The organism is Mucilaginibacter sp. (genome assembly GCF_025359345.1).
Classification (GTDB): Bacteria; Bacteroidota; Bacteroidia; order Sphingobacteriales; family Sphingobacteriaceae; genus Mucilaginibacter.
In genome coordinates, this window is sequence record NZ_JANYGQ010000018.1 from 48,745 (window position 1) to 68,327 (window position 19,583).

General features: G+C 38.6%; 11 protein-coding genes and 1 pseudogene. 4 read left to right on the forward strand and 8 right to left on the reverse strand.

The genetic code is table 11. The features are described 5' to 3' along the window. Positions 1-9: 9 nt before the first annotated feature. Positions 10-1,791 carry a recombinase family protein gene (locus Q0R52_RS10755; RefSeq protein ID WP_295794657.1) on the reverse strand — a complete coding sequence of 594 codons (1,782 nt, stop codon included), beginning with the start codon at positions 1,789-1,791 and terminating at the stop codon, positions 10-12. A gap of 59 nt (positions 1,792-1,850) precedes the next feature. Here Q0R52_RS10755 and Q0R52_RS10760 point away from each other — a divergent pair. Continuing rightward, positions 1,851-2,078, forward strand: a pseudogene (locus tag Q0R52_RS10760) (ATP-binding protein); the annotation flags it as partial. On the opposite strand, the gene Q0R52_RS10765 reads toward Q0R52_RS10760, so the two are convergent. Next, positions 2,053-3,558: a recombinase family protein gene (locus Q0R52_RS10765; RefSeq protein WP_295794658.1), complete on the reverse strand. Its 1,506-nt coding sequence runs from the start codon at positions 3,556-3,558 to the stop codon at positions 2,053-2,055. The pseudogene Q0R52_RS10760 and the gene Q0R52_RS10765 sit on opposite strands and share 26 nt — an antisense overlap. A 214-nt stretch (positions 3,559-3,772) precedes the next feature. Between Q0R52_RS10765 and Q0R52_RS10770 the strand changes: the two genes are divergently transcribed. Continuing rightward, a complete protein-coding gene (locus Q0R52_RS10770; RefSeq protein WP_295794659.1) occupies positions 3,773-4,612 on the forward strand; it encodes a hypothetical protein in 840 nt (279 codons plus the stop codon). Between the two features lie 8 nt (positions 4,613-4,620). Here Q0R52_RS10770 and Q0R52_RS10775 read toward each other — a convergent pair whose 3' ends face one another. After that, positions 4,621-5,157 carry a CFI-box-CTERM domain-containing protein gene (locus Q0R52_RS10775; RefSeq protein WP_295794660.1) on the reverse strand — a complete coding sequence of 179 codons (537 nt, stop codon included), beginning with the start codon at positions 5,155-5,157 and terminating at the stop codon, positions 4,621-4,623. A gap of 492 nt (positions 5,158-5,649) precedes the next feature. Here Q0R52_RS10775 and Q0R52_RS10780 point away from each other — a divergent pair, with 492 nt between their 5' ends. Then, positions 5,650-6,558 carry a zincin-like metallopeptidase domain-containing protein gene (locus tag Q0R52_RS10780; RefSeq protein WP_295794661.1) on the forward strand — a complete coding sequence of 303 codons (909 nt, stop codon included), beginning with the start codon at positions 5,650-5,652 and terminating at the stop codon, positions 6,556-6,558. A gap of 32 nt (positions 6,559-6,590) precedes the next feature. Here the strand turns inward: Q0R52_RS10780 and Q0R52_RS10785 are convergent, their stop codons facing one another. The 5 genes from Q0R52_RS10785 to Q0R52_RS10805 all read right to left on the reverse strand — a co-directional run bounded on the left by Q0R52_RS10785 (position 6,591) and on the right by Q0R52_RS10805 (position 16,059). Next, the gene (locus Q0R52_RS10785) at positions 6,591-7,457 is read right to left on the reverse strand and encodes an IS3 family transposase (RefSeq protein ID WP_295794662.1); all 867 of its coding nucleotides are present in this window, start codon (positions 7,455-7,457) and stop codon (positions 6,591-6,593) included. A gap of 14 nt (positions 7,458-7,471) precedes the next feature. Further along, entirely contained in the window at positions 7,472-7,891 is a 420-nt protein-coding gene (locus Q0R52_RS10790; protein ID WP_295794663.1) for an HTH domain-containing protein, read from the reverse strand. Positions 7,892-7,977: 86 nt separating this feature from the next. After that, on the reverse strand, positions 7,978-9,105 hold the full coding sequence (gene porV, locus Q0R52_RS10795) for a type IX secretion system outer membrane channel protein PorV (RefSeq protein ID WP_295794664.1): 1,128 nt from the start codon (positions 9,103-9,105) through the stop codon (positions 7,978-7,980). A gap of 12 nt (positions 9,106-9,117) precedes the next feature. Beyond that, entirely contained in the window at positions 9,118-10,740 is a 1,623-nt protein-coding gene (locus Q0R52_RS10800) for a T9SS type A sorting domain-containing protein (RefSeq protein ID WP_295794665.1), read from the reverse strand. 585 nt (positions 10,741-11,325) lie between these two features. Further along, positions 11,326-16,059 (reverse strand): RHS repeat-associated core domain-containing protein, encoded by a 4,734-nt coding sequence (locus tag Q0R52_RS10805; RefSeq protein WP_295794666.1) that lies wholly within the window; start codon positions 16,057-16,059, stop codon positions 11,326-11,328. A gap of 944 nt (positions 16,060-17,003) precedes the next feature. Between Q0R52_RS10805 and Q0R52_RS10810 the strand changes: the two genes are divergently transcribed. After that, the gene (locus Q0R52_RS10810; RefSeq protein ID WP_295794667.1) at positions 17,004-19,400 is read left to right on the forward strand and encodes an ABC transporter permease; all 2,397 of its coding nucleotides are present in this window, start codon (positions 17,004-17,006) and stop codon (positions 19,398-19,400) included. The last annotated feature ends 183 nt before the right edge of the window (positions 19,401-19,583 follow it).

Here is a 19,583-nt window from a genome sequence, read left to right on the forward strand (position 1 = left end):
TTTAGGAACTTAATTATTAGTATTTCTTATACGTTCCTCGTCTTTCATCGATACTAACGCTTTTTTCAAATCTTTTATATCAATCTTTAATGGTACTGGGACCATCGAATGACCTTGTGCTGTAGTCAATGATTTTTCAGGGTATGGGATCGTAGAACGTAATAACTGAATTTCTTCGTCGCTATAGTTAATTGCATTTGATAGATACAATCTTTCATCAACAACACTACCTATTCTATTATCAGGTTTTCTAGTCAAGGTAATTTCATTGTTCATAAAATAGACCTCATTGTTAGAATCAGTGTAACGGGCAATTTTATCTAACCTAAAAAATATACCTATCATGTGCTGGGATTCCTCTTCGTTCCACCTCAATGTAATACAATCAACAATGTTTTGAATCGCTAACTTCCTTGCTTCGTCTGTCTTTAGAATTTTAAAATCTGCGACCGTCTCTTTGATGAATTGTTTGATTGCTTTTTCGTGTTCAAACACACCGAGGGTCTTTCTAACCTGTTCTAACAAATTGTTATAATTTGTTTTTGATTTATTTAATTCCTCTATACGTGTCTTAAACATTGCTGGGTCAATGGCTGCAGTTTCAGCCATCATAATTAGATTTGATATTCTTGTATCTACTTCTTTAATTTTTTCAGTGTAACGGTTAAAATCCTTTAAATGTTGACCTTGTGTACTTTTTGTAGCCATAGTCACAAACGCTTTGGCAGTTGTATCCTCTAACTTTAGAATATTGTCTATAACCAACTGGTCTAAAGAATCTATATTGATACCTTTATTACCACACCATTCACCATACCTTTGTGAATTACAGATATAAGTATTGTCTTTACCGTTAGCACGTTTATGACCATAAAATCGTCCTCTACACGTTCCACATTGTATCAAGCCTTTTAACTGATAGTTGTATTTGTTTGTAGTGTCTTTGAACTGATTTCTATTGGATAGCTTATCTTTCACCAGTGAAAGAGTTGACTCACTAATAATGGCAAGATTAGGAAAAGGGTAATGTTTATCCTTGTAAAGCCTCTGACCTGTATAAATTGAGTTAGTTAATATTCTATAAATAACACTATCACGCCATAGAAAAGTCTCTTTCTTTTTACCTTTTACCATCATACCTTTACCAACATCAACACGACCACGTTTTGTTAAGATGCCTTCATCATTCAGAATACCAGCAATTACTTTGGTACCTTTCCCTTCCAATGCTAACTTAAAGATGTATTCTACTACTGCTCTTTCATCTTCATCTATCACTAACATTTTATTTTCATCTTTTGTATAACCAAAGGTTATCAAGGGACCGCCACTAACTTTTCCTTTCTCAATATTGGCTTTTAAGTCTGCGCTAATACGAGCACCTGTTTTAGCACTTTCAAATTGAGCAAGTAGTGTTTTTATATCGGATAATAAACCAACGTTAATGTCATGTAGATTTATTTCAACTTCATTTTCAAAGTATCGTATTTTATTTTCTCTAAAAATATCTTTGATAGCAGTAGTTTCTATGATGCCGGCACGTGATAATCTATCTTCTGCGGAAACCCATACAGCCCCTATCTTACGACTGGCAATATCTTCCATCATAGCCTTTAAGCCAGGTCTTTTATTGACTGGGAGCGTTCCAGAGACCCCGGCATCTTGATATACTTTAGGTTCCCAACTCATTCTAATAGCAAGTTGTGTTCCTCTATGAACTTGATTATCTAAAGAAATACCTTTTTCGGCTTGCTCTTCGGTACTAACTCGCGAATAAATTCCTAAAATCATCTTATGTTTGTTAAGTGGCTGAAATGATTAACAATACAAACATAAGCTATTTCCACTTTAACACTAATAGTGATGTTGCCCTGGTTGGCGGTGGCAGCAATCCCCAACCCGGCGAAATATCGCTGGCGCATAACGGCGTGTTGTTTTTGGATGAATTGCCGGAGTTTAAGCGCAGCGCTCTTGAAGTAATGCGCCAGCCGTTGGAAGAGCGGCGGGTAACCATATCGCGCGCCAAGTTTACCGTTGATTATCCTAGCAGCTTTATGCTGGTGGCGAGTATGAACCCCTGAGGTTGCGTTGGGAATCTGGCTCAATTCCTAAAAGCGATGGATTATAGCTGAATTTGATGTGTATCTCGTCGCCCCCTATCGTTATCGAATCCGTTATTTGTTCGGCAATAGTCCGTTTGGCCTCAATGGATAATTGAGGCCAACGGTCATACAAGTTTTGGGCCTCTCCGTGCAGATGGCTACTGTTGAGTGTTTGCATCTTCAAGAAGTCAATTTCGGCTTCTAATCGCGGCAATTGTTCTGTTAGTTGCTGTGCCCGTTCATTGAGTGGATTGTATTTGTCGCCGAAGCCTTGTTTCGGAAGCTCACCGGAGAGGTGTAAGTCAAGCAACTTGTCCATGTGCTCTCGGACTTTTTTCAATTCCTGATTAAGCGTTTTAAGTTGCTCACTTTTGTCTTCAATTGTTGCATCTGCTTTTGAAAGATAGGTTGCTAAATGTTCTTTGGTCAAAAGGAATGATTTGAGGTGCGCGAAATAGATTTCTTCTAAATCGTTTTCTTCAATTCTGCTTTTCCGGCAAGCCGTACAAACGTATTTCTTGCTGTTTGATGGGATGTACATTTTCGTCGGCCCACAGGAGCAAAACAAAAGGTTGGTAAACAAATGAACTGGTTTCTTTGCCGGCTTCTTTCGAGGTTTTGCTTGGACGTCTAAAATGCGGTTGCATTCGTTCCATACCTCATCAGACACAATACGGGGACATGGCATGACAATCCATTCCTCTTGCGGCTTATACACCCATTGTTTGTTTTCGCCTAAGCTTTTGGTGTAATTGGCCCGGCGTTCGCCTTTGGCCATTGGGTCGATTAATAACCGGCCAATAGTAGTATCAGTGAACTTTGAGCCATTTCTGGTGCGATAGCCTTGTTTGTTTAACACATCAGCAACGGTGCCTTTGCGCTTGTGTTCAATGAACAATTCATGCATGAGTTTGCGAATTGGCGCTTCGTTTTCATCAATGACCATCTCCTTATCAACCCAGGCGTACCCAAACGGTGCTTGACCACCCAATGGCTTGTTCATCCTCGCACGTATGGGAACTGATGCTGCTACGCGGCTTGATATTTCCTCACGCTCCCATTGGGCCATAGCGGCAATTACAGTGTAGAAGAGTCTGCCCGCAGGAGTACTAGTATCAATGCTTTCTGCAAGTGATATGAGGTCTGCATTGGATTCTCTGAATATTTCTGCAAAGTCCAATAATTCCTTTGTGTTACGGGCGAGCCTGGCTAATTTGGAGAATATCAATCCGGTGATGCGGCCACTCCGAATATCAGCAAGCATTCGTTTGGTTTCAGGCTGATCCATGATCGACTTACCGCTGATTGCATCGAGCCGGTATACTTCTATGAGGTGCCAGCCTTTGGCATCGGCATACATTTGTGCCCGCAACATGTGATGTTCAGGACTGTCATTGTCGACTTGGAAGTCAGTGGACACACGTATCCAGCTTCCAACAATCTTTTGTTTTTCCATCGATTGAAAGGTTAAGGGTGAATGAATGTAGGGATTATTTTATTGTAAAGGAAGAGGTTTAGATACAGGGTATCTGTTTTAGGGGAGGGAGATAAGGGGGGAGAATTTGTCCCTATTCATTGTCGGACGCAATAAATAGGCAGCAAATAGACGTTGTTGAAACGAGGCTTTTCAATGTGGGATTATTTTTCAATAAAGGTGCTATGATTCTACTATGGAAGGTTTTAACAACCCGTACATAGACAAACTTATTGGTATATCTAATGAACAAAAAGAACTTGCGCAAAAATGGCATGAATATATCATTACCAATATTGAAACTATGGGCGGGAAAAAAATTGAAGGCTTTGAAATAGAAAAAACGGAAAAAGACGTTGCGCTCATTGAATTTACCCAAATGGCCTTAAACCGCATACTCGAACAATATAAACGCACGAAACAGATCAATATTCCTCTTGTTAATATCCACGTCTTACCACCTGAGGGTACAGAAAGATATACTAATGGTAGATTACTTTATGGTGCCCATTCATCTTTGCAGCAAAGTGTTTTGATTGACCGCGATGTATCAGATATCCAATTTTCCCTGGCGCTTTTCCATGAGTTATTGCACATTAAATCTTACACAGCGTTTCAGATAATATCCGAAAATAAAGACAATCAATCTGGACAACAGCTAAAACCATATCGGAATGGTTTTAGAATTGTTTCGCGAGATGGTAAGAGAGTCTATTTACAAAGCATTGAGGAAGCTGTCATTTCCTATCTCACGGCTTCATTTTATGAATCTATCAAAGATGAATTGTTATTTAGAGATGAAAAGTTAAATAACCGCGGAATTATCATCAGTCGATCATATGAGGTGTCTATGATGAATGATGCGATTGACATCATCTATGAGAATAACAAAGGTACATTCCTTAACAGACAGGAGGTCCTCAAACTCTTTATCGACGCCCAAATTAACGGTAACTTATTAAAGTTGGGTAAATTGATCGAACAAACATTTGGCTCGGGAACACTTAAAAAAATTGATGCCAGTACTATCAGCTAAATTCACAATCACGTAGTCAAATATTTCAGTTTCAACATGGCAACTGCATTTATATAAGCCGATTTCGCTTTGTTAAAATGCTTTTTCCTTATCATACCCAAGCACGGTTCAATATCGGTTTTCCAAAGGTCATTATATATTTTTCCACAATCAGGCAACGCGTTTATTGCAGCTACTATTCGCGGGGCTATTTTGTAATACTCGGATACCAGCAGCTGACCATCGGTTTTGTTTAGTAACCATTTATCACGAAATTCTCTGAACGCATTTAGTTCCTCGCAGGGATCAGATTTACCGATCGACATAAGTGTTGCCGTTGTAATAAAGCAGTCACTGCTACTATCATCGCTACCGCCTTGATAATGGCTATTATCATCATCATGTCTATCCGCAGCGCCATCCCAAAAACCCCCATTATACGAACTGTCACCTGGTTGCTCTGGAAAAATGTCTGAATGGCTTTGGGCAAACCTGTGTATTACGTGCGAATTTTTACCATCTTCATAGCCCGCATCGTAGGCTTCATCATTTCTTGATTTAGACATAGCTTTAAGTTTTAAAAATTAATAATTAATCCATTTTAGTTCATGACATATTTAAATAAAAAAAGGCCGAGTTAGCATTTGCTGCACTCGGCCTTTTTTATGTATCTATACTTTATAGTTATAGCTGCATTAACGCCCGAGGGGTGACTCGAAAATTTAACCCTTTATAAACTCTATAAGTAAATATTGACGCCATAGTATTTTTAATAAGTAAATTTAAAGTATAATATTCGAAAACTCTGTATCGTTAAACACTTTTACCTCTCTTTCAAAAAGCACACCTAATTTTGTTAACTATTTGAGGCAATGGCAATTATTGCCACTCTACGTTACAATAATTTCATTTTTCACGGAGGGCTTTTCCTGTTAGCTATATGATCGTCCTTAGATAGTTTAATAAAATCACAAACAGATAATTTCTCCCCCCTTATATCCCATTCCATTCCATCGTACGCTTAAAGAAAGATTCTTTAAAAACTTAATTAGTACGTCATGGAAACAACACAGCACACCGATGTCTATGCCATCGTTACCAACCGCATTATTGACCAATTACAACGCAACATTGTACCCTGGCAACAGCCATGGACAGAAGCCGGGTATCCTATGAACATTGTTACCGAAATTCCCTACAAGGGAATGAATGTATGGATGCTTGCCTCACTCGGATATGCCCAAAACTACTTCATTACGTGGAAGCAACTGCAAGCGTTGGGAGGAAAAGTTAAATCTGGTGAAAGAGGCCATATTGTAGTATTTTGGAAACCACTGGAAAAACAAGAGCAGGAAGAGGCACAAGATAGCGCTAAAGCGTCACACATTCTTAGATACTACAAAGTGTATAATATCGCTCAATGTGATGGCATTCCGGAATCCTACAGCGTTCCCAACAATCCCTATCCCGTTTCAAACATAGGAACCTGTGATGAAATCATTGAGATGATGCCCAATTGCCCTGTGATTAAACACACCAAGCAAAAGGCGTTTTATAGCCCAATAAAGGATTATATTAATATGCCAAAGCAACAAACGTTTAAGACCAACGAAAGCTATTACAGTACGCTCTTTCATGAACTGATTCATTCAACAGGCCATGCAAAGAGACTCAATAGGAAAGGTATTGTTGACAATCCGGGCTTTGGTACAGAAATGTATTCGCAGGAAGAATTGGTTGCAGAAATTGGCACCTGTTTCCTGAATTCTGTTGCCGGTATTGACCATGTTGAGTTTGATAACAGCGTTGCGTATATCAATGGCTGGCTTGATCAATTGAAGCGGGATTCACGTTTGATTGTCTATTCGAGTATTCAGGCGCAGAAGGCTGTTGACTATATACTCAATATAAGCCCGTATCAAAAGCAAGACGTTGTGCAAGTAGAATTATTTGAGACCCTTTCATGATCTGTACCCCATAAAGTAGACACTGGTTTAATCTACTGGCGACCAAGTAAAAGATGATTTCTGTATTCTACAGGAGTCATCTTTTTTAAATTCCATTGCTGCCGCTCATTGTTATAATACTCAATATACTTTCCGGTGACAATTTTTAATTCTTCAAATGTTTTACAGTCCTTGTAGTCTATGTCGTCTTTAAAGTGTCCGAAAAAAGATTCCATCGGAGCGTTATCAACGCACTTTCCTTTTCTCGACATTGATTGCACCATGTTCAATTTCCTTACCCTCCGTACATATTCGGGGTTCGTATAGTGACTACCCTGATCGGAATGTATTAGTATGCCTTTGAAACACGGTATGTTTCGATTCCTTTTCAGATTTTCAATGGTGCGTAGTGCAATGTCCATGGTTATATTATTCGACAGGTGCCAAGCCACAATTTCACGACTGGCGATGTCCTTAACTGCTGACAGGTACACCATTTTGCTATGAAAGGGCACATAGGTAATATCCGTGCATAGCGTTCTGTAGGGGTTCTTTTGATTGAATTGCCGATTTAACGTATTGCGGAACGTCCGGTGATCCTGTGTTTTTCTCAGAGCATATTTGTACGGATTCCGCCTCCGTATTGTAGTTATCAGGCGGTACTTGTTTTTAATTCTGATGATCTTTTTATGATTCATCACAATGCCACGCTCTGCTTTAAGCTTCATTTGCAAGGTTCGCCAGCCGTATGTACCCCTACCCCTATCAAATACCTCTTTTATCAACAGATAATCCTTATGGTCTTTCTCCGGTGCGTCAACCCGTTTGAGCCATTTGTAGTATCCGCTTCGAGACACTCCGGCAATGCCGCACAGCGTATCAACATTATTTCCTATCTCTCGAATGATACCAAATTTCATTTTTGGCCATAGTTTTACTCCGCTCGTTTGGCCCGGAGTCTGATTAAAAAATCATTTTCTTTTTTGAGATACCGTACTTCCAACTCCAATCTCTTAATCTTTTCTTCGTCTGTTAACCCTTTCGGTATTATTTTTTTGCGCCTGCCTCTGGGTCGGCCTCTGTGTTCCTTGATGAATCCGGCAACCCCTTTTGCCGCATATATTTTGCGCCATTGAATCATACGAGATTTTGCTTTCTTCTTGCCGATGACGCTTAAATCAAACCCTGCCTGTGTGAATATTTGCATTGGCGACTTGCCTTCATTGAAATATTGCTTAACTGCTCTTGCTTTAAATTCGGGTGTATATGTGATATATGTACCGGAAAACTTCAAGACATTATTGTTTTTAATCAGCCCTGCTATTTGCTCATCTGTGAATGTTTTAATACTCATATTTGATAGTTATACCTGATAATTGAACACAAAAAAAGTGGGCACGGGTGTGTCCACTTTTAGGGTTACAGATCATCATAGGGTCTTTATTTTTTGTTTTCGTTTAAATGGAGTATTAAGGAAAAGCGCAATGCATTTGCAAAAGGGCTATCCATCTGTTGCGCTATAACATATGCAAGGTTTATATTAATGGGATCAAGTAATATCCCAATTCCAGTTGTTGCATATTGACGGTTTCCTTTGTCTTTATTGTCGTAGAAATATCCTAGGCGCATTGCAAATCGCTTCACGTAAACCAGTTCCAAGGAAGCAGACCCATATACCTCTTTTAATTCCTCGTCAAATCCTCCAGGGGCATCAGAAAACGAGCCGAAAATCCCAGAGACAACAGAACGATTATCGTCTCGACCTTTTATTATATCTCCATTCGAGTCTCGAAGTGGAGGAGTTGGTACCAGCAATTTATTGATATCGAAGGCGATTGTTGTCTGAAACTGTTCACTGAAAAATGTCCAGGAGGGACCTAAACGTAAATTAATGGGGAGGAAATACTTTTGCCCTCCCGTCGTATAGCTAACTTTTGGCCCGATGTTGGAAATATCTAAGCCAAATGAGTATACTCCATCTTTAAACGGATAATTGTATGCGACTGAGACATCTGTTGAAATAGTATTTATTGGTTTCGTTTCAACCTCTTGGACGGCTGTAGAGTTAGAAATATCTGAATGAATGTACCGTAGGCTTAAAGCTAATGAAAAGTTTTGCCCAAAAGTTCTAGCGTAGGATGCATCGATAGAATATTCATTCGGTTCATAACTTCCCAAGGGCTGTGCGTTATTATCATACAAATCAATTTTTCCAAGTTTCAGCTGCCTTATTGAAAAACCGATGGCGTTTCGGTCATCAATTTTCTGAACAAATGAAGCATACCCAAAATAACTACCAGGAATAATCTTTCTTAACCAAGGACTATAAGAAATCGAGGCGTTTGAGGGTTGGGAAAGGAATGACATACGTGCAGGATTCCAAAACGTTGTATTCGCATCGTCTGAAAATGCGACACCACCATCGCCCATACCACCAGAACGGGCATCTGGCGAAATTGTGAGAAATGGGACTGGCGTTAGTATTGGATTGGAATTATTTTGAGCCTCTGCACAAAATGAAGATAACAGCGTTATTAGAAAAGGAATAATAAACAATACTGGCTTCATTTTATATATCTCCTAAATTTTAATTACCCCAAAAAAGTATTTAACTCCGTCAACAATTGCAGTAATTGCATAAGTCGCTGGCGGATAACCTGACAAATCCAATGAAAAATGTCCACTTTGTGCCGGGGTTGTTCCGGTTCTGAGCAACTGTCCATTAGTTGTATAAATTGAATAGGCAATATTTCCCTTTATCAACGTACATATCTTTATTGTCACCACTCCTGTTGTAGGATTAGGGAATAACTGGCTTTTTATATCCAAGCCGGCTTCTTTTATTTCGAAATGCTTGGTAGCCACACAAAAGTCGGGGGCTGCTGACGTAACAGTTACCGTGTACGCGCCTGCTTTAAGTCCCGTTGCTCGGTATTCGTTTTGTGCCAATGTAAGCCCGTCGGTATCGGAATACCAGATGTATGTATATTGAGAAGCAGAGCCTGATACTTTCGCTTCCGCTGTCCCGTCAGCTTGCCCCTTGCATGAGGTCGGAGTAACCGTCACGTCCTGTAAAATATTGCCTGGTTCAGTTATCGTGACAGAATCTATTTCAGTACAATGGTTTCCGAAGCTTTCGGTTACTTGAACCTTGTATAAACCAGGGGAAAGGCCTGCAATCTCTTGGGTTGTTGCTGTTCCAATTGACGGTCCCGTCCAGACATATGTATATTGATTAGAACTATTAGTAACACCTGCTTTTGCAGTGCCATTGTTTGCTAAATAGCATTTACTGTCTGTTTTAGTTACGTTTAAGAACGTAGGAATTTCGTCTATGGTAATCGTGTCTCGTAAAATGCAATTTGTTGTTAGCTGTGTGCAGGTAACAATATATATGCCCGCTGCTAAGCCCGTAATTTTTTGTGTTGATTTTGAACCAGTGAATGCACCGGTCCAAGCGTATGAATACAAACTTGGGTCACCTACTACATTTGCAGTCGCTGTTCCATCATTTGATTGATTGCATGAAAGCGGTGTTGTGTTGATACCTGTTAAAAACGGTTGGGGCTGATCAATATTGAATGAAATTGTTTTGATGCAATGTGTAAAGCTATTGCGAATATTCACCGAATACTTACCAAACGTTAGATTAGATATGGAATCGGTTGCTACATAGTTCGTATCAGCGCTATTAGTCCAATGATATGAATAAACGCCTTGAGGGTTTGGTGTTACTATGTTTACCTTGGCACCGCCGTCATTTCCGCCGATACACGTTAGGGAATGCGTATCTACTCGTAATGAATCTTTAAAGGCAGCCTTGATTGTAAATGATTGATCGCAAGTAAATCCAGAAACAGGCTCAGTAATAACGACAGAATAATTACCGGGAGGGAGATTGCTTATACTTGCTGTTGTTTTGCCATTACTCCAAGAGTAACGATAGTTTGAGGGTATGACTTTGGGTGTAATCGTTATTTTTCCATCATTTCCGCATTTTTCATCAGATGCCTCCGAAACAGTTTCAATTGAGATTTGAGTAATTGATTTGCGATTTCCATTGGCATCATAATTGTACAATGTCCCGCTACAGTTAGAGGAGACCTGTACTAACCGATTTATCGCGTCATATTTATATGTTTGAGCAACACAAGTATAACAGTGGAAAATAATGGTTAATAAAAGCAGACCAATTTTTCTCATTTCCTGGCGTTTTCTTACGATTATTTGACCAATAGATTTTCTAAATGATATTTAAAGCTATATGATAAAGCTGCATATGCAGAACATCAAAAGCGAGACACCAATTACTAGCGCTATTCGGCTATGTTTTTTAGTCTCTCGTGTATTCAATTGTTGAAATATTTCAAAGAAGCTCAAATACCTATTATTTTTATATAATGTTAAATAATTGAATGACAATGGTGGGACTAAAAGATAAATCAGAAAAAAAATATAGCCGATGCCACTAGCTGTATTATAAGAGTTTACCGTGTTAGAGAAATAATCGATGAAATTTAGAATACCGACCATTAATAAAACCAATAAGAAGTAAATTATTGCATTTGCCCAATGAATTAGCAACCCAGTTTCAACGTCATTAAACATGTCGTCATTTAACTTAAAGATGTTGGCTACATCATAAGTTTTATAGAATTCCGTTAAAGCATTAGTTTTAATTACACCATAGTTTGAATTAATGCTCGTAAAGCGCTTATGTAAAGCTTTTAACTCTTTGAACACATGATAATAGACAAGATTCCAGTACCAAATAATTTTTTTCATATATTATTGCCCAAATATTGTATCACCTAAATGACGAAGTAAATATCCTCCTGCAAACCCTCCGGCTATCCCTCCAATGACACCTCCTATAACTGCCCCTGGTGCCTCGCCTACGCCAAAGAACAAAACACCAATTGCCGCTCCAGTGATTGCGCCTTGTCCAGCCCCAATTTCTGCTCCACTCCAAGACCCAATAAAACTCCCAGCTTTATTATCATATGCGATCATAGTTTGACGATCAACTCTATTACCTTCTGCTTTGTAGGTGTTTACAACATCTGCGGCGGACATTGCAATTCCGAGGTATTGAAAATAAGCGAGCCTTTTTCCAACTTTTGAGAGCGATGCTGTTACTACACTTTGATTACCTTGGAACACTCGACCCGACGCTTTTTCTAAATATAATGCGCCGTTATTTCCAACTCTCGTCAGGCCAGTGTTTTTTAAGACGCCTCCGACATCCGATATAAATTCTACTAATATCTCTTTAAGTGAGAGTTGTCCGCTTGGGTCAATGTTAGTGACAGGATTGTTATCCGAATAGCTAAATAAATTTGTGCTCCAATTTGCATCTGCACCCAAAAACCTACCTATAGTCGGGTCAAAATACCTTGCCCGCATAAAATATAAATGCGGACTTTCATACATTACACCATATTTACCCACAAAAAGAAAGGGGGTGTTTTTGCCTGGAGAAGAAGACGCTTCTAAAACGTTTCCCCAAGGGTCATATTTATAATAGTCAGCAATGGTCTGATTTTTATCAACCGTTGCAACAGTGCTGCCCCTAAAGTCATACATATAAAATGTTGGGTCAGCGGTTTGAGAATTGATACTGCACACTAGGCCGTATGGAGAATACACATAAAGCGCAATAGGGTCGCTTACACCAAGTCGTTTTACAGCAAGTACATTACTATTGTTGACATGATCAATTGTATAACGTAAATCATTATTACAATAGCGACTTTCCGAGGAATCGTAAAGATATGCTCTTGCTTCACCGTCAACATTGCAGCTTGTTAGATTATTATGCCGGTCAAAAATACCATCTGAAAATCCGTTAAATCCATTTCTGCTAATATTACCATTGCCATCATTATCCAACGTTTTGCCGTTGGCTTGCAAAAGAAAATTAAAATCTTTGTCGTATGTAAAGGTGGCATTGGACTGTGGCGTATAAGTTGTCCCTGGTTTGCCCGGCCAATTAACGAAAGATGATTCTCTTAGATGATTGCCGTTGTTGTCCATCGTACAACCGACAGAGTGGATAACTTTTACTCTGTCACCGCTTAAGCTATAAATACTGTCTAACCTGTTGGCGGCATCGTAATGATAAAAAATTGCGATTCCATTACTCAGTTGTTCATAGTCAAGTAATCCGTTGTTTTTATAATTATAAGTTACAATTGTGTTTTGATTCCAGTCTCTTATTGTCTTAATTCTGTTTAACTCATCATAGTCATAGGTAAATGACTTGTTTTCATTTACTAAATTAATCTTGGTGATATTTCCTGAAATGTCATAATTGTAAGTAACGTCAGCCGAATAAGTCGGAGAATTAAAGGAAATATCATTGGGACGCAGCAGTTGATCATAACCATAATTTAAAGTTCCTTTATCAGACTGGTTGGCGGATATGGATGTTACGAGATGTGTATTTGCGCTGTAAGAGTAATTTTCAATCCCATTCGTTTTTAACTTTCCCTCATTAGGATCGTTTGTTGGATAATAGAGGTGGCCAAACGCAACGTTATCTTTATCAATATAGGTATTGAGCGTTCCATCAGAGTTATAGGACCAGTGCCGGGTAAGGCCGAGCTGCAGTTCATCTGTTAGATCATCACTTTGATTGTATGTTAACGAAACGCCCTGACCTTGTGGAGGTTCAATAAAACGAAGGTTATCATTACCATCATACTGATATGATGTTTTAATATTTAATCTATCCGGGTCTTGTATGACCTCTTTAAGATTATCATTCTTGTCATATCCATAGGTTGTTTTAACCTGATTGCCGTCTGTAATCGATTTGAGTCGGCTTACTTCATCATATTCAGCTGCGTAATGAATAGGCGTTCCGCTTATCGAAATCGAATTTAGATTACCGTATTGATTATATCCGAAGTTTGTAACCACTCCATTGGCATCCGTTTTTGTAGCAGGAAGGCCAGTCGAAAAATAACCGTAATCCATCTTATAGTTAGATGTGGTCTCGTTGGTTTCGTTTCCGTTTGGATCATAAGAATAATACGTTATAGTATTATTCGGCCATGTATGACTGGTTACATGGTTAGTCGGGTCATATGTATATTGATTTGTCTGTGATTGCCCTCCACCTGAATAATCGCTCCGCAGAACATTCCCCATATTATCATACTGGAAGTTTTCGCGGATATTTGACTGATTGTCTACCACTACAGTTGGAAGCGTAGGATTTTGGCTGTCTCCATATGTAAGTGTAATGTCGGAACTTGCTGATTTTATATTCGATACCGTGCCTGCTGCTGATTGATTATAAGTAATTGAATATTGGGTGCCTGACGAAGGAGTCGTTGTAATTACGCTTTGCGTACCAATTGACGACTGCGAATATGCGGCAGTGAAATCGACCTTTGTTACATAATCGGGTGTTTGTGTTTGTTTAAGCTTCCGCGCAGCATAGGTGTTGTTAATTGTATTACCCTGTGGCTTTATAATAGAGGTCAATAAGTGATTATCTACATCGCTGGACCCGTAGACATAATTAGTGATATTAAGATTGGCGTCGGTTACAGCCGCTAAATTTAATTTAGTGCGATTAACGCTGAAGTGTATCGTTCGGTTAGAATTATCACTTACGTAGGCTAATAAATCTGAGCCTGGAACGTAGTGAAAATTTAATATGCGGCCAGAAAAGTTATCTATTACTCTATACAGGCGCTCAGCGCTTGAGCCGAAGCATCGCTCCGAAGTACTATCACAATGTGAGCGTTCGTAGTTAAAAGTAAGGGATTGGTTATTTTGATCCCGTATGGTCGTAGCATAGAAGAAAGATGGGAGATTTTCATTGCTATTGGTTGAAATGTTAAATTGAGTGGTAACCTGATTCTTTGATACTAGATTGAATGAGGTGATATGCCCGCCAATTTTATTAGTTATAATAAACTTATCATAAACCCCGGAACTCTCAAATTTCCCTGCAAGTGCGTTATAGACCAGGATACTACCGTCACCTAGTCGAATAATTATATACCTATCATTGTTATATTGATCTAAGACGGATTGGGCAAAAATATTATAAGTATGGGTCCATCCAATGCCAAGCGGAAAAATCCTTTCTTTCGCTAATTGTTCATCGAAATTTCCCCATTTATTGAAGTATTCATTATATCCAAGTGAAGGTATGTCAATCCAATCTGAATGATAGCTATAGACGAAATTCAATCCAATTCCTCCGCTTGGAATTGAGAACTCGCTTTGTTCATATGTCTTAAAAACACCACGTGTAATATCTGTTGGTGTGCTGGAATTACTTAATTGTATATTGTTAGGGTTGTAAAAGTTATTTGATGAGATAAATCGTTGCCCATATTTATTGACCAGATTGCTTAGGACTACCAAGTAGAATTCTCCCGGATTGACGTTTATATTATCGGGAAAGCCAAAGTTAAATACATAGCTTCCTAAGATTCCATCTTCGAATGCACGTTTGAAATATCCATAGTTGTAGTCATCGTAATAAACACCTTGAAAAAAGAAGCTTGAACTATGGTTAAAGATGTCATACCCGTCCATATCTGGTTGAATATTCCACGCCTCATAAAGCATTCTTAAAATATTGCCAGTTGTAATTCTATTATGTGGGGTGATGAACGTGTAATCTCTGCTTAAACATGATCGGCCATCATCATATTCTAAAAAACACATAGCTTTTATAGCCTGCTTTTCGGTAGAAGAAAGCGAGTCAATGTCTCCGAAAAATGTGGGAAAGTAGTCGGAAGGAAGTGTCGTTGGAATATTTACCTTATATAATGCATTTAATGTGGCAACTGATGCATTAATAACACTAAAATTTGCCAATGTAGGCACATCGATATAATTAGGGATATAATGCTGGTTACATAAATTATCTGCGGCATTAATAACTTCAGCCGAAGGAAGATTGCCATTCGTCCATGTTATACAATTAGTTCGAATGCCGGGAGGACCAAACGAAGCCAATAATTCAACATTGTCAACACGAAAGACAGTTGGGTAACTTTGATTCGTACTGCCAATAAATTTTACCGTTATTGTTTGATTGTATAACTCTGGTGGAATTGTAATTGAGGCGGTCTTTGCATACCCTGATCCACTCCACGTGTTTGAGCGATTAGAAATATTGAAGATTGGAAATACTTCTTGAGTGCCTATATAGATTCCGACATGCAGAAAGTCATTGTCAGCTACGTTGGGCTCACTTGTAGAAACCGAATACTCGAAATCAAATGTAACTGTTGAAACGCCAGATGGAATAGTGACTGATTGATATAACTCGCCATATAGCCTATCAGCGGGATTACCAATATTAGTAGCGAGGTAAGCATAACCTGCTTGTCCGTCGGCCCCATTGCTAAATCTCCTGTCGTAGTGAAAATCTCCGTTTGTTTGCCACGCGTAATTTTCTGACGAGAAATCACCATTTTGTAATAGGTTAACTTGGCAAAACGACAAGCTACATTTTAAGAGGAGAACTATGAAAATATAATATTTCATAATTGTGCGATTTAGGATTTTATGTAAATATAGAAAAATATTATAAATCGCAAATAATAAATGAAATAAATATTTATGACACCGGAAATAAGGCATTCATTCCACCCAATTTCTTCAAAACCAACGCCAGGTTTTCGTCAGCCGTTATATAAGCTTTTCAAGCACATATAACAGCTGACCAGCTGTTAACCGCTCCGCGGGCTGAACCTGTCATGTGTTTTGAGAGAAAAAGGGTGTCATTCATAAAAGCTCCCTTTGGCATTTACAACGCTTCGCCTGGCGGCTCAGTATTGTAAATGCCAACCGCTTTTCTTGTTAGGCTCGCCTGCACTGTCGCAAAAAGCTTCACTACCGGCAGCGCACGAAATGTCCCATTACATTGGCTATCGCGCTCGTTCCGCACTGCTTTGGTAGTTCGTGTCCAGACATTCCATTCAGTCGCTGCGCTCCCTCTGCCTGGACTTTTTGCTCCGCTCGCCGCCAACTTCGTTGCTCTCCGTTGGCGTTGGGCGGCTCGGAAAAAAGAGCAATGGTTTTTATATGAGGAGCATGGTTACACCTGGCTCTCGCGGTTTCAAAAATTTTCTTTCTAGTCTGCTTCCTGGTTCGCGCAAGTGGCGATACCGGTGTAGCGGTTAAACTTAACAACAGGTTTAATTTTGCTTATTAACGGTTGTAAATATGATGTTCGGCGATAAGCAGGATTGGTTATTTAAAAAACATGGTTAGGAGTTGGGTTAGGTCTTAAGTTTAAAATGTTAAACAATACTATTGGACAATCCAATAGAGGTGCTCTTATACAATAAATTTCAAGATATCAATTGACTGCCGTTTTTTTAAAAAATATTGCTTTGTAAGCAATTAGTATTTCAATATTTTTGAATACCTTTACAAGAGCAATTAATTTTGCTTATGGACTAAACCTTTTGACAGTAAGATAACCCATGATTAGAAATAATTTTAAAATTGCTTGGCGAAATTTATGGAAACATAAACGCATTACAATTATCAACATAACAGGTTTAGGTATTGGCGCAGCAGCAGCCATGCTAATAATACTTTGGGTACAAAATGAAATGAGTTTTGACTGTTTCGAACCTGACTGGGAAAATATATTTTTAATAAAGACTTCAGTAACTATATCTAAAACTGAGACATGGCAATGGGAAAATTCCCCGTACGTATTAGGCGAACATGCTAAAAACGAAATCCCTGAGGTTAATACAATAACTAGACTGCAGGTTCACACTGGCGATCTTTTTATTCACATTGCTGATAAAATTATAAGTGAAAAAAATGCCGCTTATGTTGACCGTCACTGGTTTAAGTTGTTTCAATACAATTTTGTTAGAGGTTCTGAGGATCAGTACCTTAAAAATCCGTTCAGCGTTATTCTTACACAATCTGCTTCAAAAAGGTATTTTGGCAATCAAGACCCCATTGGAAAGGTTGTCCGGATAGACACAAATAATTACCAGGTACAAGGTGTTGTGAAGGATTACCCTGCTAATACAAGTTTCAGGTTTGACATGTTATTGCCGCTTGAATCTCGTTTGGTTAGTCCGCAGCAGCAAAAAGATAACTTAGATTGGGGTAATAGCGATTATCTAACGTTTATTAAACTTAACCCAAATTCAAATTTACGTGCAGTTACAGCAAAACTGCAATTAATTTTGCATAACAATAGGAAAGATGACAATGGACAATCATTATATAGCTTACTAAACTTATCTCGTATCCATCTTGAAAATGATTGGCAATATTCTTCATTGATTCATGGCAACCAGACTATTGTAAATGTTTTTATTATACTTGCCGCCCTCATATTAATGACGGCATGTATCAATTATGTTAATCTGACCACAGCACGTGCAAGTTTACGGTCGAAAGAAGTAAGTATCCGTAAAATCATCGGTGCAGAAAGAATGCAATTGTTCGGCCAATTTATGGCTGATTCATTTTTAGTAAGTATGCTATCACTTATAATAGCGTTAAGTTTGATGGAGTTAAGCATTTCTTGGTTTCGCCAGTTCACTGCAAAAGATTTTATTGAGCCGGTTTTTAACCCTGTTGTTTGGATTGTACTAGCGGGCGCACTCTTAGTCTCTTTCCTTTTGAATGGCATTTACCCTGCAATTCTTTTGTCATCCATTAAACCGCTTAATGTGTTTCGAGGTGTATCCATGTTAAATATCAAAGACCTTACGTTAAGGCGAGTATTGGTAATTATGCAGTTCGCCATTTCTGTGGTTCTGATTGCCAGCACAATCGTTATTTATAGTCAGCTCAACTATGTGAAAAAAACCGATCCTGGCTACATTCGTAGTCAGGTATTTACTTTTACCTTCCCTTGGTGGAAAATTCCTCATTTTAATGGAAACAAACCCGGACAGTTAAATGAATCGGTAAAAAAACAATTACAATCTCGGAACACTACAGCCAATGTTGCCATTGCAGGAAGTAATATCATAGCTTTTGAAGGATCAAGTTCAGGCGGCTTTGACTGGCCGGGCCGGGCTAAAGATTTTCAGCCTTCATTTTCAGCATTTGGTGCAGATCCAGACTTTGCCAATTTAATGCATCTCAAAATTATCAAGGGAAGGTGGTTCAACAAGGGAACTGTTGATAGGCATAATGTTTTATTAAATGAGACCGCCTTGAAACTTGTAAATCTCGTAGGCGATCCTATTGGGCAACGTTTTGTTCATCAGAATGATACCGGGGTTATAATTGGGGTGGTTAAAGATTTTTATTTTAAAAGCTTTCACGATAAGATCGGGCCAATGGTTATTGCGGAAAATAACGCTACTAGTTTTTATATTAAAACAACTCCTTCTAACACTTCAACTGCAATAGGTACAGCTCGACAAGTTTGGAGGCAGTATTTTCCTGGCATGCCTTTCGATTACACCTTTCTTGATGATGCATATAATAACCTTTATAATGCCGAACAACAACAAGCAGTTCTAATCACCACATTTGCCGTAATAGCAATCTTTATATCTGCTTTGGGCTTGTTAGGGCTTGCTGCGTTTGCTGCTGAACAAAAGATTAAAGAAATTGGCATTCGCAGAGTGCTGGGTGCAAGTCTTCAGAATATTGTGATTCTTTTAACAAAGGATTTTGTCAAGATGGTATGCATAGCTAGCGTTATCGCGTTTCCAATAATTTGGTTTGCAATGCATAAATGGCTTGAAAATTTTGCATATCGCATCAGCCTTTCTTGGTGGTTATTTGCGCTGGCTGCTGGAATAGCATTATTAATAGCGATGATTACTGTTAGTATCCAGTCTTTGTTAGCTGCGATGTCAAATCCTGTAAAAAACCTAAGAAATGAATAGATAATTTGAAATAAAATATCGAGTGCTATATCAATTTAGGAACAACATTCCTAAGTGCTTTGACATGCAATGTTTTTTATATGTAAATGCCTCATACACTACGATTTACCTTAATTTTTTTTTGAAAATTCTATCATTTTAATTTGGAATTTCAGTTTGAAAGCCTACCTTAGATAGGTACTA

Bases quoted from the DNA above. Each gene is read 5' to 3' on its own strand.
- Q0R52_RS10800 (WP_295794665.1), bottom strand. From the start codon at position 10,740: ATGAGAAAAATTGGTCTGCTTTTATTAACCATTATTTTCCACTGTTAT.
- Q0R52_RS10790 (WP_295794663.1), bottom strand. From the start codon at position 7,891: ATGAGTATTAAAACATTCACAGATGAGCAAATAGCAGGGCTGATTAAA.
- Q0R52_RS10770 (WP_295794659.1), top strand. From the start codon at position 3,773: ATGGAAGGTTTTAACAACCCGTACATAGACAAACTTATTGGTATATCT.
- Q0R52_RS10765 (WP_295794658.1), bottom strand. From the start codon at position 3,558: ATGGAAAAACAAAAGATTGTTGGAAGCTGGATACGTGTGTCCACTGAC.
- Q0R52_RS10775 (WP_295794660.1), bottom strand. From the start codon at position 5,157: ATGTCTAAATCAAGAAATGATGAAGCCTACGATGCGGGCTATGAAGAT.
- Q0R52_RS10785 (WP_295794662.1), bottom strand. From the start codon at position 7,457: ATGAAATTTGGTATCATTCGAGAGATAGGAAATAATGTTGATACGCTG.
- Q0R52_RS10755 (WP_295794657.1), bottom strand. From the start codon at position 1,791: ATGATTTTAGGAATTTATTCGCGAGTTAGTACCGAAGAGCAAGCCGAA.
- Q0R52_RS10780 (WP_295794661.1), top strand. From the start codon at position 5,650: ATGGAAACAACACAGCACACCGATGTCTATGCCATCGTTACCAACCGC.
- Q0R52_RS10810 (WP_295794667.1), top strand. From the start codon at position 17,004: ATGATTAGAAATAATTTTAAAATTGCTTGGCGAAATTTATGGAAACAT.
- porV (WP_295794664.1), bottom strand. From the start codon at position 9,105: ATGAAGCCAGTATTGTTTATTATTCCTTTTCTAATAACGCTGTTATCT.
- Q0R52_RS10805 (WP_295794666.1), bottom strand. From the start codon at position 16,059: ATGAAATATTATATTTTCATAGTTCTCCTCTTAAAATGTAGCTTGTCG.